We start from the raw sequence: 18,631 nt of genomic DNA, 5'->3' as shown, positions 1-18,631 counted from the left end.
GCTCTCGGGCTCACGCCGGGGGCAGCGTCACCTCGAAGCAGCAGCCGCCGGTGACGTTGCGGACCTCCGCCCGGCCCGCGTGGGCCTCGACGATGCCGCGCACGATGGCGAGTCCGAGGCCCGCGCCGGCCGGAGGTGTTCGGGCATGGCTGCCGCGCCACCCGGTGTCGAAGACCCTCGGCAGGTCCTCCTCCGGGATGCCGCCGCAGCCGTCGGTCACCGAGAGGACCACCCCGTCCGGCGCGCGGTGGGCGGCGACGGCGACCGTGCCGTCGGCGGGCGTCCGGCGGATCGCGTTGATCAGGAGGTTTCCCAGGACCCGGCTCATCTCCTTGCCGTCCACCTCCACGGGCACCTCCTCGATCCGTCCGCCGACCAGCCGCACCCCGTGCTCGCGCGCGAGCGGGTCCGCACCGGCGAGGGCGTCGCCCACCAGGTCGTAGACGGAGACGCGGGTGGGGGTCAGCGCGAGCGAGCCCGCGTGGATGCGGGAGAGCTCGAAGAGGTCGCCGACCATGTCGTTCATCCGCTCGACCTCGGTACGGATCTGGCGCAGATAGCGCGGCGAGTCGACGGCCATGCCGTCCTCCAGCGCCTCGGACATGGCCCGCAGCCCCGCCAGCGGGGTGCGCAGGTCGTGCGAGATCCAGGCGACGAGTTCGCGCCGCGAGGTCTCCAGGGCGCGTTCCCGCATCCGCGAACTGTCCAGCTTGGCGCTGGTGGCGGCGAGTTCGCGGGTGAGGGCGGCCAGTTCGGCGGTGGCCGGCGCCTCGGGCGCCGCGAAGGTCCCGCCGTCGCCGAAGGAGCGGGCGGCGAGGGTCAGCTCGCGGCTGCGGGCGGCGACCCAGCGGCCGAGCAGCATCGCCGTGACGAGGGAGACGACGGCGGCCATGGCGACGACGGTCGTCACCACGCTCAGGTCGTGCGGTGACAGGAACATCGCCCAGGCGACCACCAGGGTTCCGGCGAGCATCGCGGTGACGGCCACGGCGGCCACGATGCTCAGGGAGACGACCAGTGAGCGGTGCCGGGTGAGGCGCAGCGCGAACGCCCCGAGCAGTCCGGCGGCTGCGGCGCCGAGGAAGGCGCAGAGGGCGATGAGGAGCAGGTCGGTCATGACGGGGTTCCCGCGCCGACGGGGAGGTCGAGGCGGTAGCCGACGCCCCAGACCGTACGGATCAGCTCCGGGTGGGCCGGGTCGGTCTCGATCTTCCCGCGCAGCCGCCGCACGTGCACGGTGACGGTGGACAGGTCCCCGAAGTCCCAGCCCCAGACCTCGCGCATCAGCTCCTCCCGGGTGAAGACCCGGCCCGGGTGGCGCAGGAGGAAGGCGAGCAGGTCGAACTCGCGGAGCGTGAGGGCCAGCCGCCCGCCCCGGCAGGTCGCGCTCCGGGCCGCCGGGTCGAGGACGAGCCCCGCGCCTTCCAGCAGCCGGGGCTGTCCGGCGGGGACCGCCGCCGCCCTGGCGCGCCGCAGCACGGAGTCGACCCGCAGGACGAGCTCGCGGGGGCTGAACGGCTTGGTGACGTAGTCGTCGGCGCCGGTTTCGAGGCCGAGGATGCGGTCGTCCTCGTCGCCGCGCGCGGTGAGCATGATGACGGGCACCGGCCCCTGGGCCCGCATCCGGCGGCAGACCTCGAAGCCGTCCATGCCGGGGAGCATGAGGTCGAGGACGGCCAGGTCCGGCCGGCGGGCCGCGTACAGCGCGAGCGCGGCGGGTCCGTCGGCCGCCCGGGCGACGTCGTAGCCGGCCCCGCTCAGGTATCCCGCGACGACTTCGGCGACGGTCGGGTCGTCGTCCACGACGAGGACATGGCCGCGCGCCGGGGCGACGGTGGGCGCCTCGCCTGCGGGGACGGGCGGCGGTGTGTCCGGGGGCTTCTGCATGGATCCACCCTGGCATCCGGGGCGGCGCGGCCGGAAACGCGGGCGGCCGGTGGCGGGCGACGTCCATGTTTCGTAAGAATCCAAAGCCCGAAATGCCGGTTTTCGCTCCGTAGGGTGAGCCGGGTGATCCTTCCTTCCGATGACTCAGGCCCCCGCGCCGACATCGTCCTCCCCTGTCTTGACGAGGCCGCGGCCCTGCCCGGCGTGCTGGCCCGGGTGCCCCGGGGCTGGCGGGCGGTCGTGGTGGACAACGGCTCGACCGACGGCTCCGCCGACGTGGCCCGTGCGCTGGGTGCGACCGTGGTGCACGAGCCCCGGCGCGGTTTCGGCGCGGCCTGCCATGCCGGGCTGCTCGCCTGCGAGGCGGAGTTCGTCTGCTTCTGCGACTGCGACGGCTCGCTGGACCCCGCGCTCCTCACCGGCTTCGTACGCCGGGTGGCCGACGGCGAGTGCGATCTGCTGCTCGGGCGGCGGCGCCCCCAGGAGCGCGGGGCCTGGCCGGCACACGCGCGGGCCGGGAACGCCGCGCTGTCCCGGATGCTGCACCGCCGGACCGGGCTGCGGCTGCGGGACCTGGGTCCCATGCGCGCCGGCCGCCGCGCGGATCTGCTGGCGCTCGGGCTGACCGACCGGCGCAGCGGCTACCCCTTGCAGATGGTAGTGCGGGCGGCCGACGCAGGGCTGAGGGTGGCCGAGACGGACGTCCCGTACCTCGCGCGTACCGGCAAGTCGAAGGTCACCGGTACCTGGCTGGGCACCTGGCACGCGGTCCGCGACATGCGGGCCGTGCTGGCCGAGCCGCCGGTCCCGGCGGGAGTGCCCCAGTGAGCGCGGCGGCGCCCGGACCCGGGCCGGCCGGTGCGACGACCGTGCTGGTCATCGCGAAGGAGCCGCTGCCCGGGCGGGTCAAGACCCGGCTCACCCCGCCCTTCTCCCCCGCCGAGGCCGCGCGCCTCGCGGAGGCGGCGCTCGCCGACACCCTGCACACCGTCCTGGCCCTGCCGGCCGCCCGGCGCGCCGTCGTCCTGGCGGGGGCGCCCGGACCGTGGCTGCCGCCGGGCATCGAGGTCGTGCGGCAGGGGGCGGGCGGGCTGGACGAGCGGCTGGCCGCCGCGTTCGGGGCGTGCACGGGGCCGACGCTGCTGATCGGGATGGACACCCCTCAGATCACGGCGGCCGATCTGGCCCCCGCACTGGCCCCCGGGGCCTGGGACGCGTGCGGTGCCTGGTTCGGCCCGGCGGAGGACGGCGGGTTCTGGGCGCTGGGCCTGGCGGAGCCCGACCCCGGGCTGCTGCGCGGGGTGCCGATGTCCGTGCCGGAGACGGGTGCGGTGCAGCGGCGCCGGCTGGTCGACGCCGGGCTGACCGTGCGGGACCTGCCCCGGCTGCGGGACGTGGACACGGCGGCCGACGCGGCGGAGGTCGCGGCGCTCGCGCCGGACGGGCGGTTCGCCGCCGAACTGGCCCGGACGCGCCGGACGGCTGTCCGATGAGCCGCACCGGCCAGGAGCGGAACGTGCTGGTCCACCCGCCCGCGGACCCGGGCGCCGGGCTCGTCGGCGTGGAAGCCGCGCCCGCGGACCCGGGCGCCGGACCCGCGCCCCGGATCACCGCGTCCCAGGCCCCCGCCCACCCGGAGGCCGACGCGTGGGGCACCGACCCGTACGCCAACGCCCTGCGCAACGGGCACGGGCCACTGTTCCTGCGCCGTACGGACGGCTGGCTGCTGCCGCTGGACGTCGAGCGCTGGTGCTCCGGGGCCGACGCGGCGGACCTGTCGGCGCTGCGGCGCTGCGAGGGCCCGGTCCTGGACATCGGGTGCGGGCCCGGCCGGCTGGTCGCCGCACTCGCGGCGCGCGGCCACCGCGCCCTCGGGATCGACGTCAGCGAGGCGGCGGTCGCCCGGACGGTCCGGCTCGGCGGGTACGCGCTGCGCCGGTCGGTGTTCGATCCGCTGCCCGGGGAGGGCCGCTGGGGCACCGTACTGCTCGCCGACGGCAACATCGGGATCGGCGGCGACCCGGACCGGCTGCTGCGCCGGGCGGCGGAACTCCTCGCGCCGGGCGGCCTCCTCATCGCGGAGACCGTGCCGCACGACCTGGACGAGCGGGTCCGGGTGCGGCTGGACGACGGGCGTGCCCCGGAAAAGGGTGCGGCCGCTGGGCTCTTCCCGTGGGCGCGCCTCGGCTCCTGCGCCCTGCTGGGGTACGCCCGCCCGCACGGGCTGCGGGCCGAGGGTCAGTGGGAGGCGGACGGCCGCGCCTTCGTCGCCCTGCGGCGGAGCCGGAGCGTCCGGCCCCCGAACCACAGCGCCGACAGCAGGAACAGCGCGGCCGTGGTCAGCAGCCAGTTCCCCAGGAACACATCGGGGGACAGTCCGCTCGCCGGCTCGTAGCGCTTCGGCCGCGCGATCAGCGGCAACCACACGAGCAGCAGCAGCCCGGACAGGAAGGCCGGCACCCGTACGTAGTTGACGGAGGCCGGCCTTCGCCGTCCGAGGCCCCGGCGCAGCGCCAGGTCCACCGAGGCGTACAGCGGTACGAGCACCAGGTCGTGGATCAGGGCCGCACCCACGAACCACAGGGTGACGCCGAGCCAGTCGCCGGCGAGCAGGCGTACGCCCGCGTATCCGGCGAGTGCGAAGGAGGCGGCCAGGAGTACGAGGTGCAGGGGCCCCGCTCCGTAGCGGCGGCTCAGGAGGGCACGGGGGCCGGTGGGGTTCACAGTTCTCCGAAGGTCAGCCGGGCCACCCATTTGGTGTTGAGTACCCCGGGGGCGGCGGGCACGATGATCCGGGCCGGGTATCCGTGGTCGGGTGACAGATCCTCGCCGTTGGCCTGGAGCGCCAGCAGCGAGCGCGGGTCGCGCACCTGGTTGTCCCGGAGCGCCGCCCGGCGGAAGGGGCCGCTGCGCTGAAGGGACTCCACCAGCACCCCGGGCGGCCGGTCCGGGTACCCCGCGAGGGCCGCCAGGTCGCTCAGCCGCACCCCGCGCCACCACTGGTCCGAGGTGGACCAGCCCTCCACGCAGGCGATGGGCAGGGCCGCGCTGTGCTGCTCCATGGCCAGCAGCTGTTCCCGGCCGAGCCGCAGGTCGCCGGCCGGGCCGCTGACGGTGAGCCACCAGCCCTCGCCGGTGTCGGCGGTGGTGATCCCGACGGCGGCGGCGGTCTTGTTGATCTGGAAGCCGCCCGGGCCGGACCCCGGTTCGGCGGCGCCGCGCGGGGTGAGCACGGCGAGGCGGCGCAGGGGCCCGTCGAAGCTCCGGCCCGCCGAGGTGACCAGCAGGAGCAAGGATCCCGCGCCCACCATGGCGAGGGCGCCGCGCCGGGTCAGGGTCGGCGGGGCCGGGGCGGGCGACTCCAGCACGTCGCCGGAGACCGGCCCGTTGAGTCCGCCCGACCGCAGTACCCGTACGGCCTGCGGGGTGCGCAGTCCGGCGTGGGCGAGGAAGGCGGCGAAGAACACCCATGCCCCGTAGAAGTGCAGTGGGTAGAAGGAGCCGGGGAACAGGTACTCCAGCTGGATGTTGAGCAGCCCGGTCACGAACTCGAAGAGCGCACCGCCCACCAGCAGGAGCAGCGAGATCCGTTCCAGCGCATGGGCGAGGGACCGGGCCGGGGGCAGGGTGAAGAGCCGGGGCACCACGGACCAGAGCTTGGCCAGCAGCACGGGGACGAGGACGATCCCGAGGGTGACGTGGAGTCCCTGCGTCAGCCGGTAGAGCCAGTGCGGCGAGGTGGGCCAGGGGAAGAGGTAGAAGCCGAGCAGCCCCTTGTCCGGCGTCTTGTCGTTGACCGGGGCGAGATCCGGGTTGTACGCGGCGTACGACAGCAGGCCGGTCACGAAGAGCAGCGTGATCCCGGCGAGCAGGACGAGCCCGAGCACGGCGGTGAACGGCACACCGCGCACGGGGCTGCGCCAGAAGCCGGGTGCCGTCGGCAGCCGTTCGAGGAGCGCGGCGGCGCGGGGCCGGGAGGAAACCAAGGAGGATGTCGGAGTCTTCCGACGGCTGTCGCCCATGGGCCCGACGCTATGCCCGTGGCCTGCGCATTCGGTGGGCGCGACTCCTGACGAAACGATGACGTCACCCTGGCGAACGTACGGCCGGGGTCATGAATCTGACGGTTGTGTGACGCGCCCCGCCGGTACCCGCCGTCGCGGCGTCCCGGTGCGTACGGTGCCTGCGTGAAGACCGAGGACCGCATCGAGCCCCGTACCGGACCGGACACCGCCAGGAACTCCGGGCAGCGCTGGGATCTGGTGGCCGCCGGGGCGGGCGCCCTGCTCGTGGTCGCCGCCGCCCTCGGCGGACGGGCCGTCGAGGACTACGCGCGGACGCTGTACGTGCACTGGCCGCCGCTGCTGGCGTCCTGGTACCCGCACACGGGCCCGGGGACGGTGGCCGCTCCGGTCGTGGCCGTCGCCGTGATCGCGTACGGGCCGCTCCTCGCCCGGCGGCTGCGCTGGCGATCCTTGCTCCTCACGGCCTACGCCTGCTCGCTGGCGTGGATCTTCTCGCTCGCGCTGATCGACGGCTGGGGCCGGGGCGTCGCCGAGCGGCTGACCACCAAACACGAGTATCTGCGGGTCATCGACCGCTTCGGGGACATCGGCGCCGCGCTGCGCACGTTCGACACGCACATCCTGATCGGCCCGCCGGGCAACTGGCCCACCCATGTCGCCGGTCATCCGCCGGGCGCCACGCTCACCTTCGTGTTCCTGGACCGGGCCGGTCTCGGCGGCGGCGCCTGGGCCGGGGTCTGGTGCGTTCTGACCGCCGCGTCCGCCCTGATCGCCGTGCTGGTCACGGTGCGGGCCCTGGCCGGTGAGGACATCGCCCGGCGCGCGGCGCCGTTCCTCGTCCTGGCCCCGATCGCGGTCTGGGCCGGGACCTCGGCGGACGCCTATTTCGCGGCGGTGGCCGCCTGGTCCGTCGCACTGCTGACCCTGGCGGCGACACGTACGGTGCGAAGCCCGGGGGCCGCCGCGCTGGGCGCGGGCCTCCTCTACGGCTGGGTCTGCTATCTGAGTTACGGGCTGGCGCTGATCGCGCTCCTGCTCCTGGCCGTCCTCGTCCTCACCGGCACCCTCCGGCCGCTGCCGCTCGCGCTGCTCGGGGCCGTGGTGGTGCCGGCCGTGTTCACGGCGGCGGGCTTCAACTGGTGGGAGGCGTACCACGTACTCGTGGAGCGCTACCACCAGGGCGCGGGCGGGTTCCGGCCGTACGGGTACTGGGTGTGGGCGAACCTCGCCTGCACCGTGATCGCCGTGGGCCCGGCGGCGGTCGCGGGGCTGCGCCGCGCCTTCGCGGGTGCGCCGGGTGCCGTACGGGCGCTGCGCGGCGGGGAGGCGAGCCCGGTGGACCGGCTGGTTCCGCTGGTGCTCGTGGCTCTGCTCCTGCTGCTGGCGGCCGACCTGTCGGGGATGAGCAAGGCGGAGACCGAGCGGATCTGGCAGCCGTTCATGGTCTGGCTGCTGCCCGCGGCGGCGCTCCTGCCCGGCCGGGGCCGACGGGGCTGGCTCGCCGTCCAGGCCGTGGTGGCCCTGGCCGTCAACCATCTGCTCTGGACGGGCTGGTGACGGCGGGGCCGGTCACTCCAGCCCGGCCCGGACCAGGGCTGCGGCCAGCCGGGGCAGGTCCGCGTCGGCGACCAGGCCGGCCAGCTTCTCCGGTGAGCGCGGCAGCCCCAGCTCCTCGGCCGCGTCCTGGGCGCGCTGGTCGAAGGCGGGGCGCAGTTCGGGCCACAGCCCCTGCGCCTCGCGGCTGAAGATGTCGGCGCCCACGGGCCCGATCCGGGGGAACTCCGTGAGCAGTTCGCGCAGCTTCTCCGGATCTCCGCCGGCTTCGTCGCGGAGCCTTCGCAGGTCGCCGTGGTACCGGTCGAGTACGAGCTGCGCGCCCTCGCCGAGGGCCGTGGCAGTGCTCTCGTCGTAACGCCGGTAGTGGGCGCGGCCCAGCGCGTCGACCCGGTCCTGCCAGGAGGCCTCCACCATGGCGTGGGGGGTGCGCATTCCGGCGGCGAAGAGTTCGCGGGCGGCGGCGACCGCCATGCCGGCCTTGATGGGGACCGAGAACAGGGCGCACAGGGTCAGCAGCTGGTAGAGCGGCATGGGCGTGTCGCGGAGCCGGATGCCGGCTTCCTCGGCGTAGGTCTGCCCGTGCTCGTCCAGCAGGTTCCGCACGGTCGTGGTGGTGGACACGGTGGTGCTCCGTTCGGTTCTACGCGGTGAGCGCGTCGAGCAGGGTGCGGGCCCGGCCGAGCGAACGGGGCCGCGGGGGGCGGTGCCAGGGGTCCCGGTCCACGAGCGCGTCGGCGTCCCGCAGGGTCCAGCGGCGGGCGTCGAGCGCCGGGTCGTCGATGTCCTCCCAGGCCAGAGGCGCGGCGACGGGGGCTCCGGGGCGGGCCCGGACCGCGTAGGGTGCGACGGCGGTCTGGGCGTAGGCGTTGCGCTGGACGTCGAGGTAGAGGCGGTCACCGCGGGCCTTCTTCCGGGCCTCCGTGGTGAGGCGGTCGGGGTCGCGGGTGACGAGCGCGTCGGCGACCGCGCGGGCGAACTCCCGTACGGCGTCGAAGTCGTCCCGGCGGTCGAGCGCCACCACGACGTGGAGTCCGCGCGAGCCCGTGGTCATGACGAGGGACGGCAGCTCCAGTTCGTCCAGGAGTCCGTGCAGTCCGCGCGCCGCCTCGCGGACCGGGGCGAAGTCGTCGCCGGGCGGATCGAGGTCGAACACCATCCGGTCCGGGTGGTGAGGCCGGTCGGCGCGGGAGAGGAAGCGGTGCGGGGTGATGCTCGCCTGCCCGGCGAGGTGGACGAGCGTGGCGGTGTCGTCGGCGATCGGGTAGGTGACGGTGCCGCCCTCCTTGGGGAGTTCGGCGCGGTGGATCCAGTCGGGGAAGGAGGCGGGCACGTCCTTCTGCATGAAGCCGTGGCCGCCGATGCCGTCGGGGAAGCGCTCCAGCATGAGAGGGCGGTCCCGCAGGTGGGGCAGCATCCGGGGGGCCACCGTGCGGTAGTAGCCGGCGAGGTCGGCCTTGGTGATGCCGTCGTCCGGGAAGAGGACCTTCTCCGGGCGGCTGATCTCGGGAATCCGGTGTGCCGTCATGTGCTCACCGGCCCCGGACCGCGCGCCTGCCGAGGGCCGTGGCGCCGCAGGCGGCCCCCGCTGCCATGACCGCGGCGAGGGCCGGGTGCCGGGAGACCCACAGCTGCGGGTCGCGCCGGTGGGACTCCTGGTCGAAGGTGCCGTGCGCGCCGTGGTCGGTGGAGTCGTCCTCCGGCTGCCACAGGTTGTTCTCGCGGCTGGTGTCGGAGGCGTCGCCGGACTGCTGGGAGTCGAAGCCGGTCCGCGCGAGGTAGCGGTCGAGCAGGCCCGCCGCGAACTTGTTGGCGACGAGGGTCGCGACCGTGCTGGAGCCCACGTAGTACTGCTTGCGGCCCGGGTGGTCGGCGGCGTACAGCACGGCCTCGGCGGCGACTTCGGGCTGGTAGATCGGGGGGACGGGCTGCGGGTTGCCGCGCACCCGGGAGAGGACCCAGGAGAACTGGGGGGTGTTGACGGCCGGCATCTGGACCACGGTCACCCGGATGCCGCTGCCCTGGTGCATGAGTTCGGTGCGCAGGGACGAGGTGAAGCCGTTGATGGCGTGCTTGGCCCCGCAGTACGCCGACTGGAGCGGGATCGACCGTTCGCCGAGCGCCGAGCCGACCTGGATGATCGTCCCGGCGTCACGCGGGCTCATGTGTGTGAGGGCGGCCCGGGTGCCGTTGACGAACCCGAGGTACGTGACCTGGGTGACGCGCTCGTATTCCTCGGGCTCGATCTCGGTGAAGGGCGCGAAGACCGAGGTGAAGCCGCAGTTGACCCAGACGTCGATCCGGCCGAAGGCGTGCACGGCCTCGTTCGCCGCGGCCTCGACCGCGCGGTGGTCGGACACATCGGTGGGGACGGCCAGCGCGCGCCCGCCGGCCTCCTCCACCTCACGGGCGGCCGCGTCGAGACCGGCCCGGCCCCGGGCGAGCAGGGCCACGTCGGCCCCGCGCGCCCCGAAGGCGCGGGCCACCGCCCGGCCGATACCCGCGCTCGCTCCTGTGATGACGACGCTCTGGCTCACGGTGTCTCTCCTTCGGTGGGGGCCGGTGCGGCGAGGCGGACGGAGGTTTCGAGCATCAGCGCGTGGACGAACGCCTGCGGGAGGTTGCCGCGCAGCTGCCGCTGGCCGATGTCGTACTCCTCGGTGAACAGGCCGGGTGGCCCGCAGGCCGCCCGGTTGCGCTCGAACCAGCGCAGGGCCTCGCGGTCGTTGCCCTGCTGGTGCTCGGCGAGCGCCATCAGGTGGCCGCACAGCAGGAACGCTCCCTCCGCCTCGGCGAGGGGGCGTTCGTCGTGCCGGAAGCGGTACGCGTAGTGGTCGTGGGTCAGCTCGGCGCGGTAGGCGTCGAGCGTGCGGACGGTCCGGGGGTCGCGGGCGGAGACACCGCCCCGGATCGCGGGCATCAGCAGGGCGGCGTCGGGTCCGGGGTCGTCGGGAGCGCGCTGCCAGCGCCCGGTCGGGTGGGTGCTGGTGGCCGCCGTCCGGGCGAGGAGCGTGTCGGCGAGCCCGGCCCAGGAGGCCGCCTGCGCGCAGCGGACGTTCGCGGCCATGGCGCGCAGGCCCGCCACGCAGATGAGCCTGCTGTGCGTCCAGGCCCGGTCGTCCAGCTCCCAGATGCCCGCGTCCGGCTCGTGGTGGCGCCGTTCGACGGCCGCGACCGCGATGTCCGCCGCCCGCCGCCCGTCCGGGCCGAGCCGGCCGTTCCGGGCCGCGGCGGCGAACAGGAGCAGCGCCTCGCCGAACGCGTCGAGCTGGAACTGCCGGTTGACGTGGTTGCCGATCCGGTTCCCGCCGCCCGGGTAGCCGGGGAGCGGCAGCGTCTCCTGGCCGGGTACGGGGGCGCCGGTGACGGTGTAGGCGGGCGCGAGCCGGGGGCCGTCCTCGTGGAGGCGGGCTGCGACGAAGCGGACGGCGTCGTCGGTCAGCCGGTGCGCGCCGGCCGCCGCCGCGGCCTGCCCGGCGTAGCACTGGTCGCGGATCCACACGTACCGGTAGTCGTAGTTGCGGCCCGCCTCGGCGCGCTCGGGCAGGCTGGTGGTGGCCGCGGCGACCATGCCGCCGGAGGCGCTGGTGAGGCCGCGCAGCACGGTGTGGGCGTGGCGTGCGTCGTCGGGGGCGAGGGAGTCGGACAGCGGCTCGGCGGCGCGGGCCCAGGCGTCCTGGGTGGCGTGCCAGGCCCGGTCCGGGTCCACCGGTTCGCCGCGCCGGACACGGTCCTCGTTCTCGCAGAGTTCGAGGACCAGGTCGTGGTGGCCGCCCGCCGGGACGGTCAGTTCGGCCGCCAGGCCCGTGCGGTGGCCGTCGCGGACGGGGTGGGCGGCCTCGGCCCCGGTCCACCGCCAGTGCAGGGGGCCGGTGCGCCCGGTCCACACCCCGGGCCGCTCGCGCCGCACGTCCCGCGAGCGGTGCGCGCCGAAGTCCGCGTGCGGTTCGAGGCGTACGGTCACCCGGGCGTCGCCCTCCACGGCGTGGATCCGGCGCAGCAGGACGGCGTGCCGTGCGTCGCCGGGGAAGGCCAGGGCCTCGCGGCACTCGATGACACCGGCGGTGGTGACCCAGCGGTTGCGCCAGATCAGTGTCCCGGACTCGTAGGAGCCGCCCCATACGAAGCGCTCGCCGGGCATGACGGTGTAGTGGCCGGGGCCGCCGATGAGGGCGGCGAAGACCGCGCCGGAGTCCCAGCGCGGGGCGCACAGCCAGGCGATGTCGCCCTGGGGGCCGACGAGCGCGCCCCGCTCCCCGTCGGCGATGAGGGCGTACTCGCGCAGTACGTGGGGCGGCGGGTTGCGGTGCGGGGGGTGCGGGCGGGTCATGCGCCTCCTCGTGGCGTCCGGCCGGTCACCGGACGCGGTAGCGTTCCGCGGCCCGGGCGCGCAGTTCCAGGCCGTGCCCGGGGGCACCGGACGCGCCGGGGCGTACGGCGCCGCCGGCCGGGTCGAGCACCCCGTCGAAGAACATGTCCTCGATGCGGACGTGGTCGTGGAACCACTCCAGGTGGCGGAGGTTGGGTACGGCCGCCGCGGCGTGGGCGTGGACGTGCGGGGCGCAGTGCCCGGAGAGGCCGAGACCGGCGGCCTCGGCGAGCGCGGCGGCGCGCAGCCAGACGGTGATGCCGCCGCAGCGGGTGGCGTCCGCCTGGAGGCAGTCCACGGCGCCGGCGGTGACCAGCTGCCAGAAGTACGGCAGGGCGTAGCCGTATTCACCGGCTGTCACGTCGGCCGTCGTGGCCGCCTTGATCTGGGCGAGCCCGGCCGGGTCGTCGGAGGAGACGGGTTCCTCGTACCAGGTCACCCCGTGTTCCTCGAAGCAACGCGCCACCCGGACGGCCTGTTTGCGGGTGTAGGCCCCGTTGGCGTCCACGTACAGCTCGGTGCTGTCCCCGATGCTGCGGCGGGCCTTCGCGATCCGGTCGAGGTCGCGCTGTTCCTCGCGGCCCCAGGACTCGCCGATCTTGATCTTGACGCGGGGGATGCCCTGGGCCTCCGCCCAGCCGCGCAGCTGCCGGTCCTGCCGGCTGTCGTCGTACGGGGTGAAGCCGCCGCTGCCGTAGACGGGGACCTCCTGGACGCTCGCCCCGAGGAGACGGGTCAGCGGCAGGTCCAGGAGGCGGGCCTTGAGGTCCCAGAGGGCGATGTCCACGGCGGACAGTGCCTGGGCGACGAGTCCGGGGCGCCCGGCGTTGCGGACGGCCCGGCTCATGGCCTCGTTGGCGGCGGGCACGTCCCAGGCGCTGCGTCCCGTGACCACCCCGGCCAGCAGCTGGTCGACGGCCGCGGCGGTGGCGGGCGCCCCGTAGGTGTAGCCGAGGCCGCTCGTCGGGCCGGAGCCGACCCTGACCAGGACAAGCGTGGTCTCGTCCCAGGTCAGGGTGCCGTCGCCCTCGGAGGCGTCGGTGGGCACGGTGTAGACGGCGGTCTCCACCCGGTCGATCAGGGGGGCGTCCGCGTCGCCGGGGCGCGGGGTCACTTGTCCGAGGACCCGTCATGGTGGCCGGGCAGCATCTCCTGGACCTTGGCCTTGAGGCCCTGGCGCACCATGCCCACGCGGTCGCTGTCGCCCTTGACGATGGCGGACGCGGCGGCCTCGATCTGGTCCAGGCTGGCGTGCGGCGGGATCGGCGGTACGGCCGGGTCGGTCCGGAAGTCGATGACGAACGGCCGGTCGCAGGCCAGGGCGCGGTGCCAGGCGTCCTCGACCTGGCCGGGCTTCTCGACGCGGACGCCGTCCAGGCCGACCGAGCGGGCGAAGTCGGCGTAGCGCACGTCGGGCAGGGACTGGGAGGGCAGGAACTGGGGGGCGCCGGACATGGCGCGCATCTCCCAGGTGACCTGGTTGAGGTCCTCGTTGTTGAGGACGGCGACGATCAGGCGGGGGTTGTCCCACTCGCGCCAGTACTTGGCGATCGTGATGAGCTCCGCCATGCCGTTCATCTGCATCGCCCCGTCGCCCACGATCGCGATGGCCGGCCGGCCGGGGTGGGCGAACTTGGCGCCGATGACGTACGGCACGCCGGGTCCCATGGTGGCGAGCGTGCCGGACAGGGAACCGCGCATGTTGCCCCGGAAGCGCAGATGCCGGGCGTACCAGTTGGCGGCCGAGCCGGAGTCGGCGGCCACGATGACGTCGTCCGGGAGGAGCGCGTCGAGTGCGTGCACGACGTACTCGGGGTTGACCGGGTCGGCCTCGACCGCGGCGCGGCCCTTCATGACCTCCCACCACTTGGCGGTGTCCTTCTCGATCTTCTTCCGCCAGGAGCCGTGCTTCTTGCGCTTGAGGCGCGGCAGCAGGGCGTCGAGGGTGGCGCGGGCGTCACCGATCAGGTTGACCTCGAACGGGTAGCGCAGACCGATCATGAAGGGGTCGATGTCGATCTGTACCGCACGGGCCTGGTCGAGTTCGGGCAGGAACTGGGTGTACGGGAAGCTGGAGCCGATCACCAGCAGGGTGTCGCACTCCTGCATCAGCTCGTAGCTGGGGCGGGTGCCGAGCAGCCCGATGGAGCCGGTCACGTACGGCAGGTCGTCGGGCAGGACGTCCTTGCCGAGCAGCGCCTTGGCGACTCCGGCGCCCAGCACCTCGGCCAGCCGCTCGACCTCGGCGCGTGCGCCGCGCGCGCCCTGTCCGACGAGGATCGCGACCTTCTCGCCCGCGTTCAGGACTTCCGCGGCGCGGGCGATGTCGTCCTCGGCGGGGACGGGCGCGTACGCGCTCGCGCCGAGGCTGGAGGGCACCATCTTGAACGCGTGGGTGGGCGGCGAGTAGTCCAGTTCCTGGACGTCGGCCGGGATGATGACGGCGGTCACGGTGCGCTTGGCGTACGCGGTGCGCATGGCCCGGTCGATGACGTTGGGCAGCTGTTCGGGGACGGTGACCATCTCGCAGAACTCGGAGGCCACGTCCTTGTAGAGGCTGAGCAGGTCCACCTCCTGCTGGTAGGAGCCGCCCATCGCGCTGCGGTTGGTCTGGCCGACGATCGCGACGACGGGCACGTGGTCCAGCTTGGCGTCGTACAGGCCGTTGAGCAGGTGGATCGCTCCGGGGCCCGAGGTGGCGGCGCAGACGCCGGCCTTGCCGGAGAACTTCGCGTAGCCGACGGCCTGGAACGCGGCCATCTCCTCGTGCCGCGCCTGGACGAACTTCGGCTTGTTCTCGGCCCTCCCCCAGGCGGCGAGCAGTCCGTTGATCCCGTCGCCGGCGTAGGCGAAGACGTGGTCGACGTCCCATTCGCGCAGCCTCTGAAGGACGTAGTCGGAGACCTTGGTCGCCATGGTTCGCTCTCCTATCGGTGGTGCGTCGTGCTTCGGTTCCGGCGCAGGGCGGCGTACGCGGCCGTGCCGAGTGCGGTCAGTGCGGTGAGCGCGGCGCCCGTCACCAGCCGGCTCGCGGCGGGGGCCGGGCGGGCGGGGCGCGCGGTGGCCTTCTCGGGGTGGTCGGCGGGCAGCGGCCCGTCGAGTCCGAGGGCGAGTGCTTCGGCCAGGTGCATGGCGCGGCGGCCGGTCCCGCCCTGCTCGATCTGGGTGCGGCAGCTGAATCCGTCGGCGACGACCAGCGCGTCGGGGGCTGCGCCCCGGACGGCGGGCAGGACGCCCTGCTCGCCGATGTCCATGGACAGGCCGTAGTGGCCGCGTTCGAAGCCGAAGTTGCCGGCGAGGCCGCAGCAGCCCTCGTCCAGGACCTCGGCGTCGAGCCCGGCCCGGCGCATGAGTTCGCGGTCCGCGTCGAACTGGGTGACGGCGTGCTGGTGGCAGTGCGTCTGCACGGTGGCCCGCCGGGTGAGGACGGGTGGCCGCCAGCCGTCGGGGGCGTCGTTGACCAGGAGTTCGGCGAAGGTGCGGAACTGCCCGGCGAGGCGCTGGATGTCCTGGTCGTGCGGCATCAGCTCCGGCGCGTCGGACCGGAAGACGGCCGTGCAGGACGGTTCCAGGCCGACGATCGGCGTGCCGGCCTCGATCCACGGCCGCAGCACCTCGGCGGTCCGGCGCAGCACCTTCTTCGCGGTGGCGGGCTGTCCGGTGGAGATCCAGGTGAGCCCGCAGCACACGGCCCGCTCCGGGACGGCGACCCGGAATCCTGCATCCTCCAGGACGCGGACCGCCGACCGGGCGATGCCGGGGTGGAAGGAGGAGGTGAAGGTGTCCGGCCACAGCACCACGGTCCGGGCGTCCGCCGGGTCGGGCTCCGGCAGGCCGCGCGCCCGCCACCACTGGACGAACGACTCCTCGGCGAACGCGGGCGGCTGCCGTTCGTCGGCGACCCCGGCGACCCGCTTGGCGACACGGCGGAGTCCGGGGGCGTCGAGCGCGGCGTTGACCAGGCGGGGTGCGATGCGGGAGAGCCGGGCCCACAGGGGCAGCCAGCCCAGCGAGTAGTGGGCGGTGGGGCGCAGCCGGCCCGCGTAGTGGTGGGCCAGGAATTCGGACTTGTACGTGGCCATGTCGACGCCCACCGGGCAGTCGGACTTGCAGCCCTTGCACGCGAGGCAGAGGTCGAGCGCGTCGCGGACCTCGGTGGAGCGCCAGCCGTCGGTGACGGGGGTGTCCCGGTGGCCGCCCAGCATCTCGAAGAGCAGCCGGGCCCGCCCCCGGGTGGAGTGCTCCTCCTCCCTCGTCGCCCGGTAGGAGGGACACATCACACCACCGCTGTGGGAGCGGCAGTTGCCGATGCCGACGCACCGCATGACGGCCCGGTTGAAGGAGCCCTCGTCGTCCGGGTAGTGGAAGTGCGTCTCGTCGTTCGCGGGGCGCCAGTGCGGACCCAGCCGCAGGTTCTCGTCGGTGCGGTACGGGTCGGTGACCTTGCCGGGATTCATCCGGTTGTCGGGATCCAGCAGGGCCTTGACCTCGCCGAACGCGGCGACGAGCCGTTCACCGTACATGCGGGGCAGCAGTTCGCCGCGCGACTGCCCGTCGCCGTGCTCTCCGGAGAGCGAACCGCCGTACGAGACGACGAGGTCGGCCGCCCGGAAGAGGAACTCCCGGAAGGACGCGACGCCCTCGGCGGTCTTGAGCGCGAAGGGGATGCGGGTGTGCACGCAGCCCTGCCCGAAGTGGCCGTAGAGGGAGGGGTGGTCGTAGTCGAACTCGGCGAAGAGCTTCTTCAGGTCGCGCAGGTAGTCGCCGAGCCGTTCGGGCGGAACGGCGGAGTCCTCCCAGCCCTCCCACGTCTCCCGTCCGTCCGGCGGCCGGGCGGTCACGCCGAGCCCGGCCTCCCGCGCCTTGAGCATCCGGCGCTCGCGCGGCGGGTCGTCGGAGAAGGTCACCGTGGGGTCGTCCTCGGCGCGGCCGAGCGCCTTCAGCAGGTCGCGCGCCTGCCGGTCCACGTCCTCCTGGGTGTCCCCGCTGAACTGGAGCAGCAGCCAGCTGTCGCCCTCGGGGAAGGTGTCCAGCGATGCGACGTGGCTGTCCTCCTCGCGCATGAGCTGCGCCATCCGGCCGTCCAGCGCCTCCAGCTGGGTCGGAGAGCTGTGTTCCAGCAGGCGCGGCACCTCGTCGGCGGCCGCGCAGATGTCGGGGTAGCCGAGGACGAGCATCGCCTCGTGGGGCGGGACGGGGACCAGGTCGAGCTCGGCGCGCAGGACGGTGACGAGGGTGCCCTCGCTGCCGACGAGGGCGCGGGCCACGTCGAAGCCCTTCTCCGGCAGCAGCGAGTCGAGGTTGTAGCCGGAGACGCGGCGCGGGATGCCGGGGAACCCCTGGCGGACGTCGGCCAGGTGCGCGTCGATGATCCGGCGCAGGCCCTGATACACCTCGGCTCGGCGGCCGCCCGCTCCGACGATCTCCGCGAACTCCGCGTCGGAGGTGGGGCCCACCCAGCAGCGGAGTCCGTCGTAGGTCAGGATCTCCAGCCGCCGGACGTTGTCGACGGTCTTGCCGTACGCCTGCGCGGACGCGCCGCAGGAGTTGTTGCCGATCATTCCGCCCAGTGAGCAGTGGCTGTGCGTCGAGGGTTTCGGGCCGAACCGCAGGCCGCGGTCCGCCAGCCGCCGGTTCAGTTCGTCCAGCACGATGCCGGGCTCCACCACGCAGGTGCGGGCGGCCTCGTCCACGGAGACGAGGTGGTGGCAGTACTTGGTCCAGTCGATGACGACGGCGGCGTTGGTGCACTGCCCGGCGAGGCTGGTCCCGCCGCCCCGGGACAGCACCGGTACGCCGTGCCGGGCGCAGACGGCGACCGCCTGGGCGCCCGCGTCCACCGTGCGGGGGACGACGACTCCGATGGGCACCTGCCGGTAGTTGGAGCCGTCTGTCGCGTAGGCGCCCCTGCTGCCGGCGTCGAAGCGGACCTCGCCGTCGACGCGCCGTTCCAGCTCACGGCGGAGGGCCCGCACGTCGGGCGCGGGCGCCGGGTCCGTATCCGTACCGTGCTGCCCGTCCGCCGGGGCGTTCCCTCCCGTGGCCATCCGTCGCTCCTCCTCGTCGTCCGGCGCGCGCCGGGGTGGCCCGGCCTCGCGGAGACCCCGGTACCCGAAGTCGGCGGGTTCACTTATGGGCGGCTCGGTGAATGACCCCGATCGGCCCCGAGGAACCGGTCGGCCGGCCGTACGGGCAGCCGTGGAGGTCACCCGAGCGCGCGACCCGGTGGGCGCCCCCGCCGCGGCGGTGCCATGTTTCGGACGTGGCCGCCCGGCAACCCGGGTGGTGACCCCGGACCGGGCCCGAGTGGCCGAGGACGAGAGCGAGGAGGACGGCGTCATGCCGGCAGGATCGAGCCCCAAGCGCGAGCGTCAGTACGAGCACGTGAAGGAGGGCGCGGAGAAGCGCGGCACGTCCGAGAAGCGTGCCAAGGAGATCGCCGCCCGCACGGTGAACAAGGAGCGTGCCCGTTCCGGCGAGTCGAAGACGGCGAGCAGGACGTCCACGCGCGACCCCAAGTCGGCCTCCCAGCGCGGCGGTGAGCGCTCGCACAAGGGGGCGCAGGGCCGCACGAAGGACCAGCTGTACGAAGAGGCGAAGAAGAAGAACATCGAGGGCCGCTCCACGATGAACAAGGAGCAGCTCCTGAAGGCCGTCAGCCGCTGAATCGGCGGGGCGTGGCCGAAACCTTTTTTGGGGGGGGGGGGGGGGGGCGCCCCCCCCCGCGAGACCCTCAGATCCGGTCCAGCACCCGCGCCAGCAACGACCCCATCCGCGCGGCGGAGTCGCGCCCCGC

Annotated in this window: 15 protein-coding genes; 5 read left to right on the top strand and 10 right to left on the bottom strand. The window is 74.3% G+C overall.

Features of this window, described 5'->3' with window-relative positions; all coding sequences use genetic code 11:
* Positions 1-10: 10 nt before the first annotated feature.
* Both ACLQ2N_RS20635 and ACLQ2N_RS20630 read right to left on the bottom strand, forming a co-directional pair.
* Complete coding sequence (locus ACLQ2N_RS20635) at positions 11-1,117, bottom strand: sensor histidine kinase (RefSeq protein ID WP_425815090.1); 1,107 nt, start codon at positions 1,115-1,117, stop codon at positions 11-13.
* Positions 1,114-1,887: a response regulator transcription factor gene (locus ACLQ2N_RS20630; protein ID WP_425815088.1), complete on the bottom strand. Its 774-nt coding sequence runs from the start codon at positions 1,885-1,887 to the stop codon at positions 1,114-1,116. The genes ACLQ2N_RS20635 and ACLQ2N_RS20630 overlap by 4 nt, the downstream gene beginning before the upstream one ends.
* Positions 1,888-2,010: 123 nt before the next feature.
* Between ACLQ2N_RS20630 and ACLQ2N_RS20625 the strand changes: the two genes are divergently transcribed.
* From ACLQ2N_RS20625 to ACLQ2N_RS20615, 3 genes are read left to right on the top strand one after another with little or no spacing between them, the layout of a single operon-like run.
* Positions 2,011-2,715 carry a glycosyltransferase family 2 protein gene (locus ACLQ2N_RS20625; RefSeq protein WP_425815086.1) on the top strand — a complete coding sequence of 235 codons (705 nt, stop codon included), beginning with the start codon at positions 2,011-2,013 and terminating at the stop codon, positions 2,713-2,715.
* Positions 2,712-3,380: a TIGR04282 family arsenosugar biosynthesis glycosyltransferase gene (locus ACLQ2N_RS20620; RefSeq protein WP_425815084.1), complete on the top strand. Its 669-nt coding sequence runs from the start codon at positions 2,712-2,714 to the stop codon at positions 3,378-3,380. The genes ACLQ2N_RS20625 and ACLQ2N_RS20620 overlap by 4 nt, the downstream gene beginning before the upstream one ends.
* Entirely contained in the window at positions 3,377-4,282 is a 906-nt protein-coding gene (locus tag ACLQ2N_RS20615; protein WP_425815082.1) for a class I SAM-dependent DNA methyltransferase, read from the top strand. The genes ACLQ2N_RS20620 and ACLQ2N_RS20615 overlap by 4 nt, the downstream gene beginning before the upstream one ends.
* Positions 4,283-4,607: 325 nt before the next feature.
* Here ACLQ2N_RS20615 and ACLQ2N_RS20610 read toward each other — a convergent pair whose 3' ends face one another.
* The gene (locus ACLQ2N_RS20610) at positions 4,608-5,909 is read right to left on the bottom strand and encodes a molybdopterin-dependent oxidoreductase (protein ID WP_425815080.1); all 1,302 of its coding nucleotides are present in this window, start codon (positions 5,907-5,909) and stop codon (positions 4,608-4,610) included.
* 165 nt (positions 5,910-6,074) lie between these two features.
* On the opposite strand from ACLQ2N_RS20610, the gene ACLQ2N_RS20605 reads away from it, so the two are divergent.
* Complete coding sequence (locus tag ACLQ2N_RS20605) at positions 6,075-7,469, top strand: hypothetical protein (RefSeq protein WP_425815078.1); 1,395 nt, start codon at positions 6,075-6,077, stop codon at positions 7,467-7,469.
* Positions 7,470-7,481: 12 nt separating this feature from the next.
* Here ACLQ2N_RS20605 and ACLQ2N_RS20600 read toward each other — a convergent pair whose 3' ends face one another.
* Genes ACLQ2N_RS20600 through ACLQ2N_RS20570 form a run of 7 tightly spaced genes read right to left on the bottom strand, consistent with a single transcriptional unit; the run spans position 7,482 to position 17,882 of the window.
* Complete coding sequence (locus tag ACLQ2N_RS20600; protein ID WP_425815076.1) at positions 7,482-8,090, bottom strand: endonuclease; 609 nt, start codon at positions 8,088-8,090, stop codon at positions 7,482-7,484.
* A 19-nt stretch (positions 8,091-8,109) separates the two neighbouring features.
* Complete coding sequence (gene ligD, locus ACLQ2N_RS20595) at positions 8,110-8,994, bottom strand: non-homologous end-joining DNA ligase (protein ID WP_425815074.1); 885 nt, start codon at positions 8,992-8,994, stop codon at positions 8,110-8,112.
* 4 nt (positions 8,995-8,998) lie between these two features.
* On the bottom strand, positions 8,999-10,003 hold the full coding sequence (locus ACLQ2N_RS20590) for an SDR family oxidoreductase (RefSeq protein ID WP_425815072.1): 1,005 nt from the start codon (positions 10,001-10,003) through the stop codon (positions 8,999-9,001).
* Positions 10,000-11,796, bottom strand: a complete 1,797-nt coding sequence (locus ACLQ2N_RS20585; RefSeq protein WP_425815070.1) for a glycoside hydrolase family 15 protein — start codon at positions 11,794-11,796, stop codon at positions 10,000-10,002. The genes ACLQ2N_RS20590 and ACLQ2N_RS20585 overlap by 4 nt, the downstream gene beginning before the upstream one ends.
* Positions 11,797-11,821: 25 nt before the next feature.
* Complete coding sequence (locus ACLQ2N_RS20580) at positions 11,822-12,949, bottom strand: enolase C-terminal domain-like protein (RefSeq protein ID WP_425815068.1); 1,128 nt, start codon at positions 12,947-12,949, stop codon at positions 11,822-11,824.
* Positions 12,946-14,751: a thiamine pyrophosphate-requiring protein gene (locus ACLQ2N_RS20575; RefSeq protein WP_425815066.1), complete on the bottom strand. Its 1,806-nt coding sequence runs from the start codon at positions 14,749-14,751 to the stop codon at positions 12,946-12,948. Before ACLQ2N_RS20575 ends, ACLQ2N_RS20580 begins: the two co-directional genes overlap by 4 nt.
* A gap of 11 nt (positions 14,752-14,762) precedes the next feature.
* Positions 14,763-17,882, bottom strand: a complete 3,120-nt coding sequence (locus ACLQ2N_RS20570; protein ID WP_425815064.1) for an FAD-binding and (Fe-S)-binding domain-containing protein — start codon at positions 17,880-17,882, stop codon at positions 14,763-14,765.
* Positions 17,883-18,174: 292 nt separating this feature from the next.
* Between ACLQ2N_RS20570 and ACLQ2N_RS20565 the strand changes: the two genes are divergently transcribed.
* A complete protein-coding gene (locus tag ACLQ2N_RS20565; protein WP_425815754.1) occupies positions 18,175-18,501 on the top strand; it encodes a plasmid stabilization protein in 327 nt (108 codons plus the stop codon).
* Positions 18,502-18,631: the final 130 nt, after the last annotated feature.

Source organism: Streptomyces sp. DT224, from assembly GCF_049844595.1.
In the GTDB taxonomy this organism is placed as follows: Bacteria; Actinomycetota; Actinomycetes; order Streptomycetales; family Streptomycetaceae; genus Streptomyces.
The sequence above is the reverse complement of the archived record's forward strand: the minus strand, read 5'-3'. Positions and strand labels throughout refer to the sequence as shown.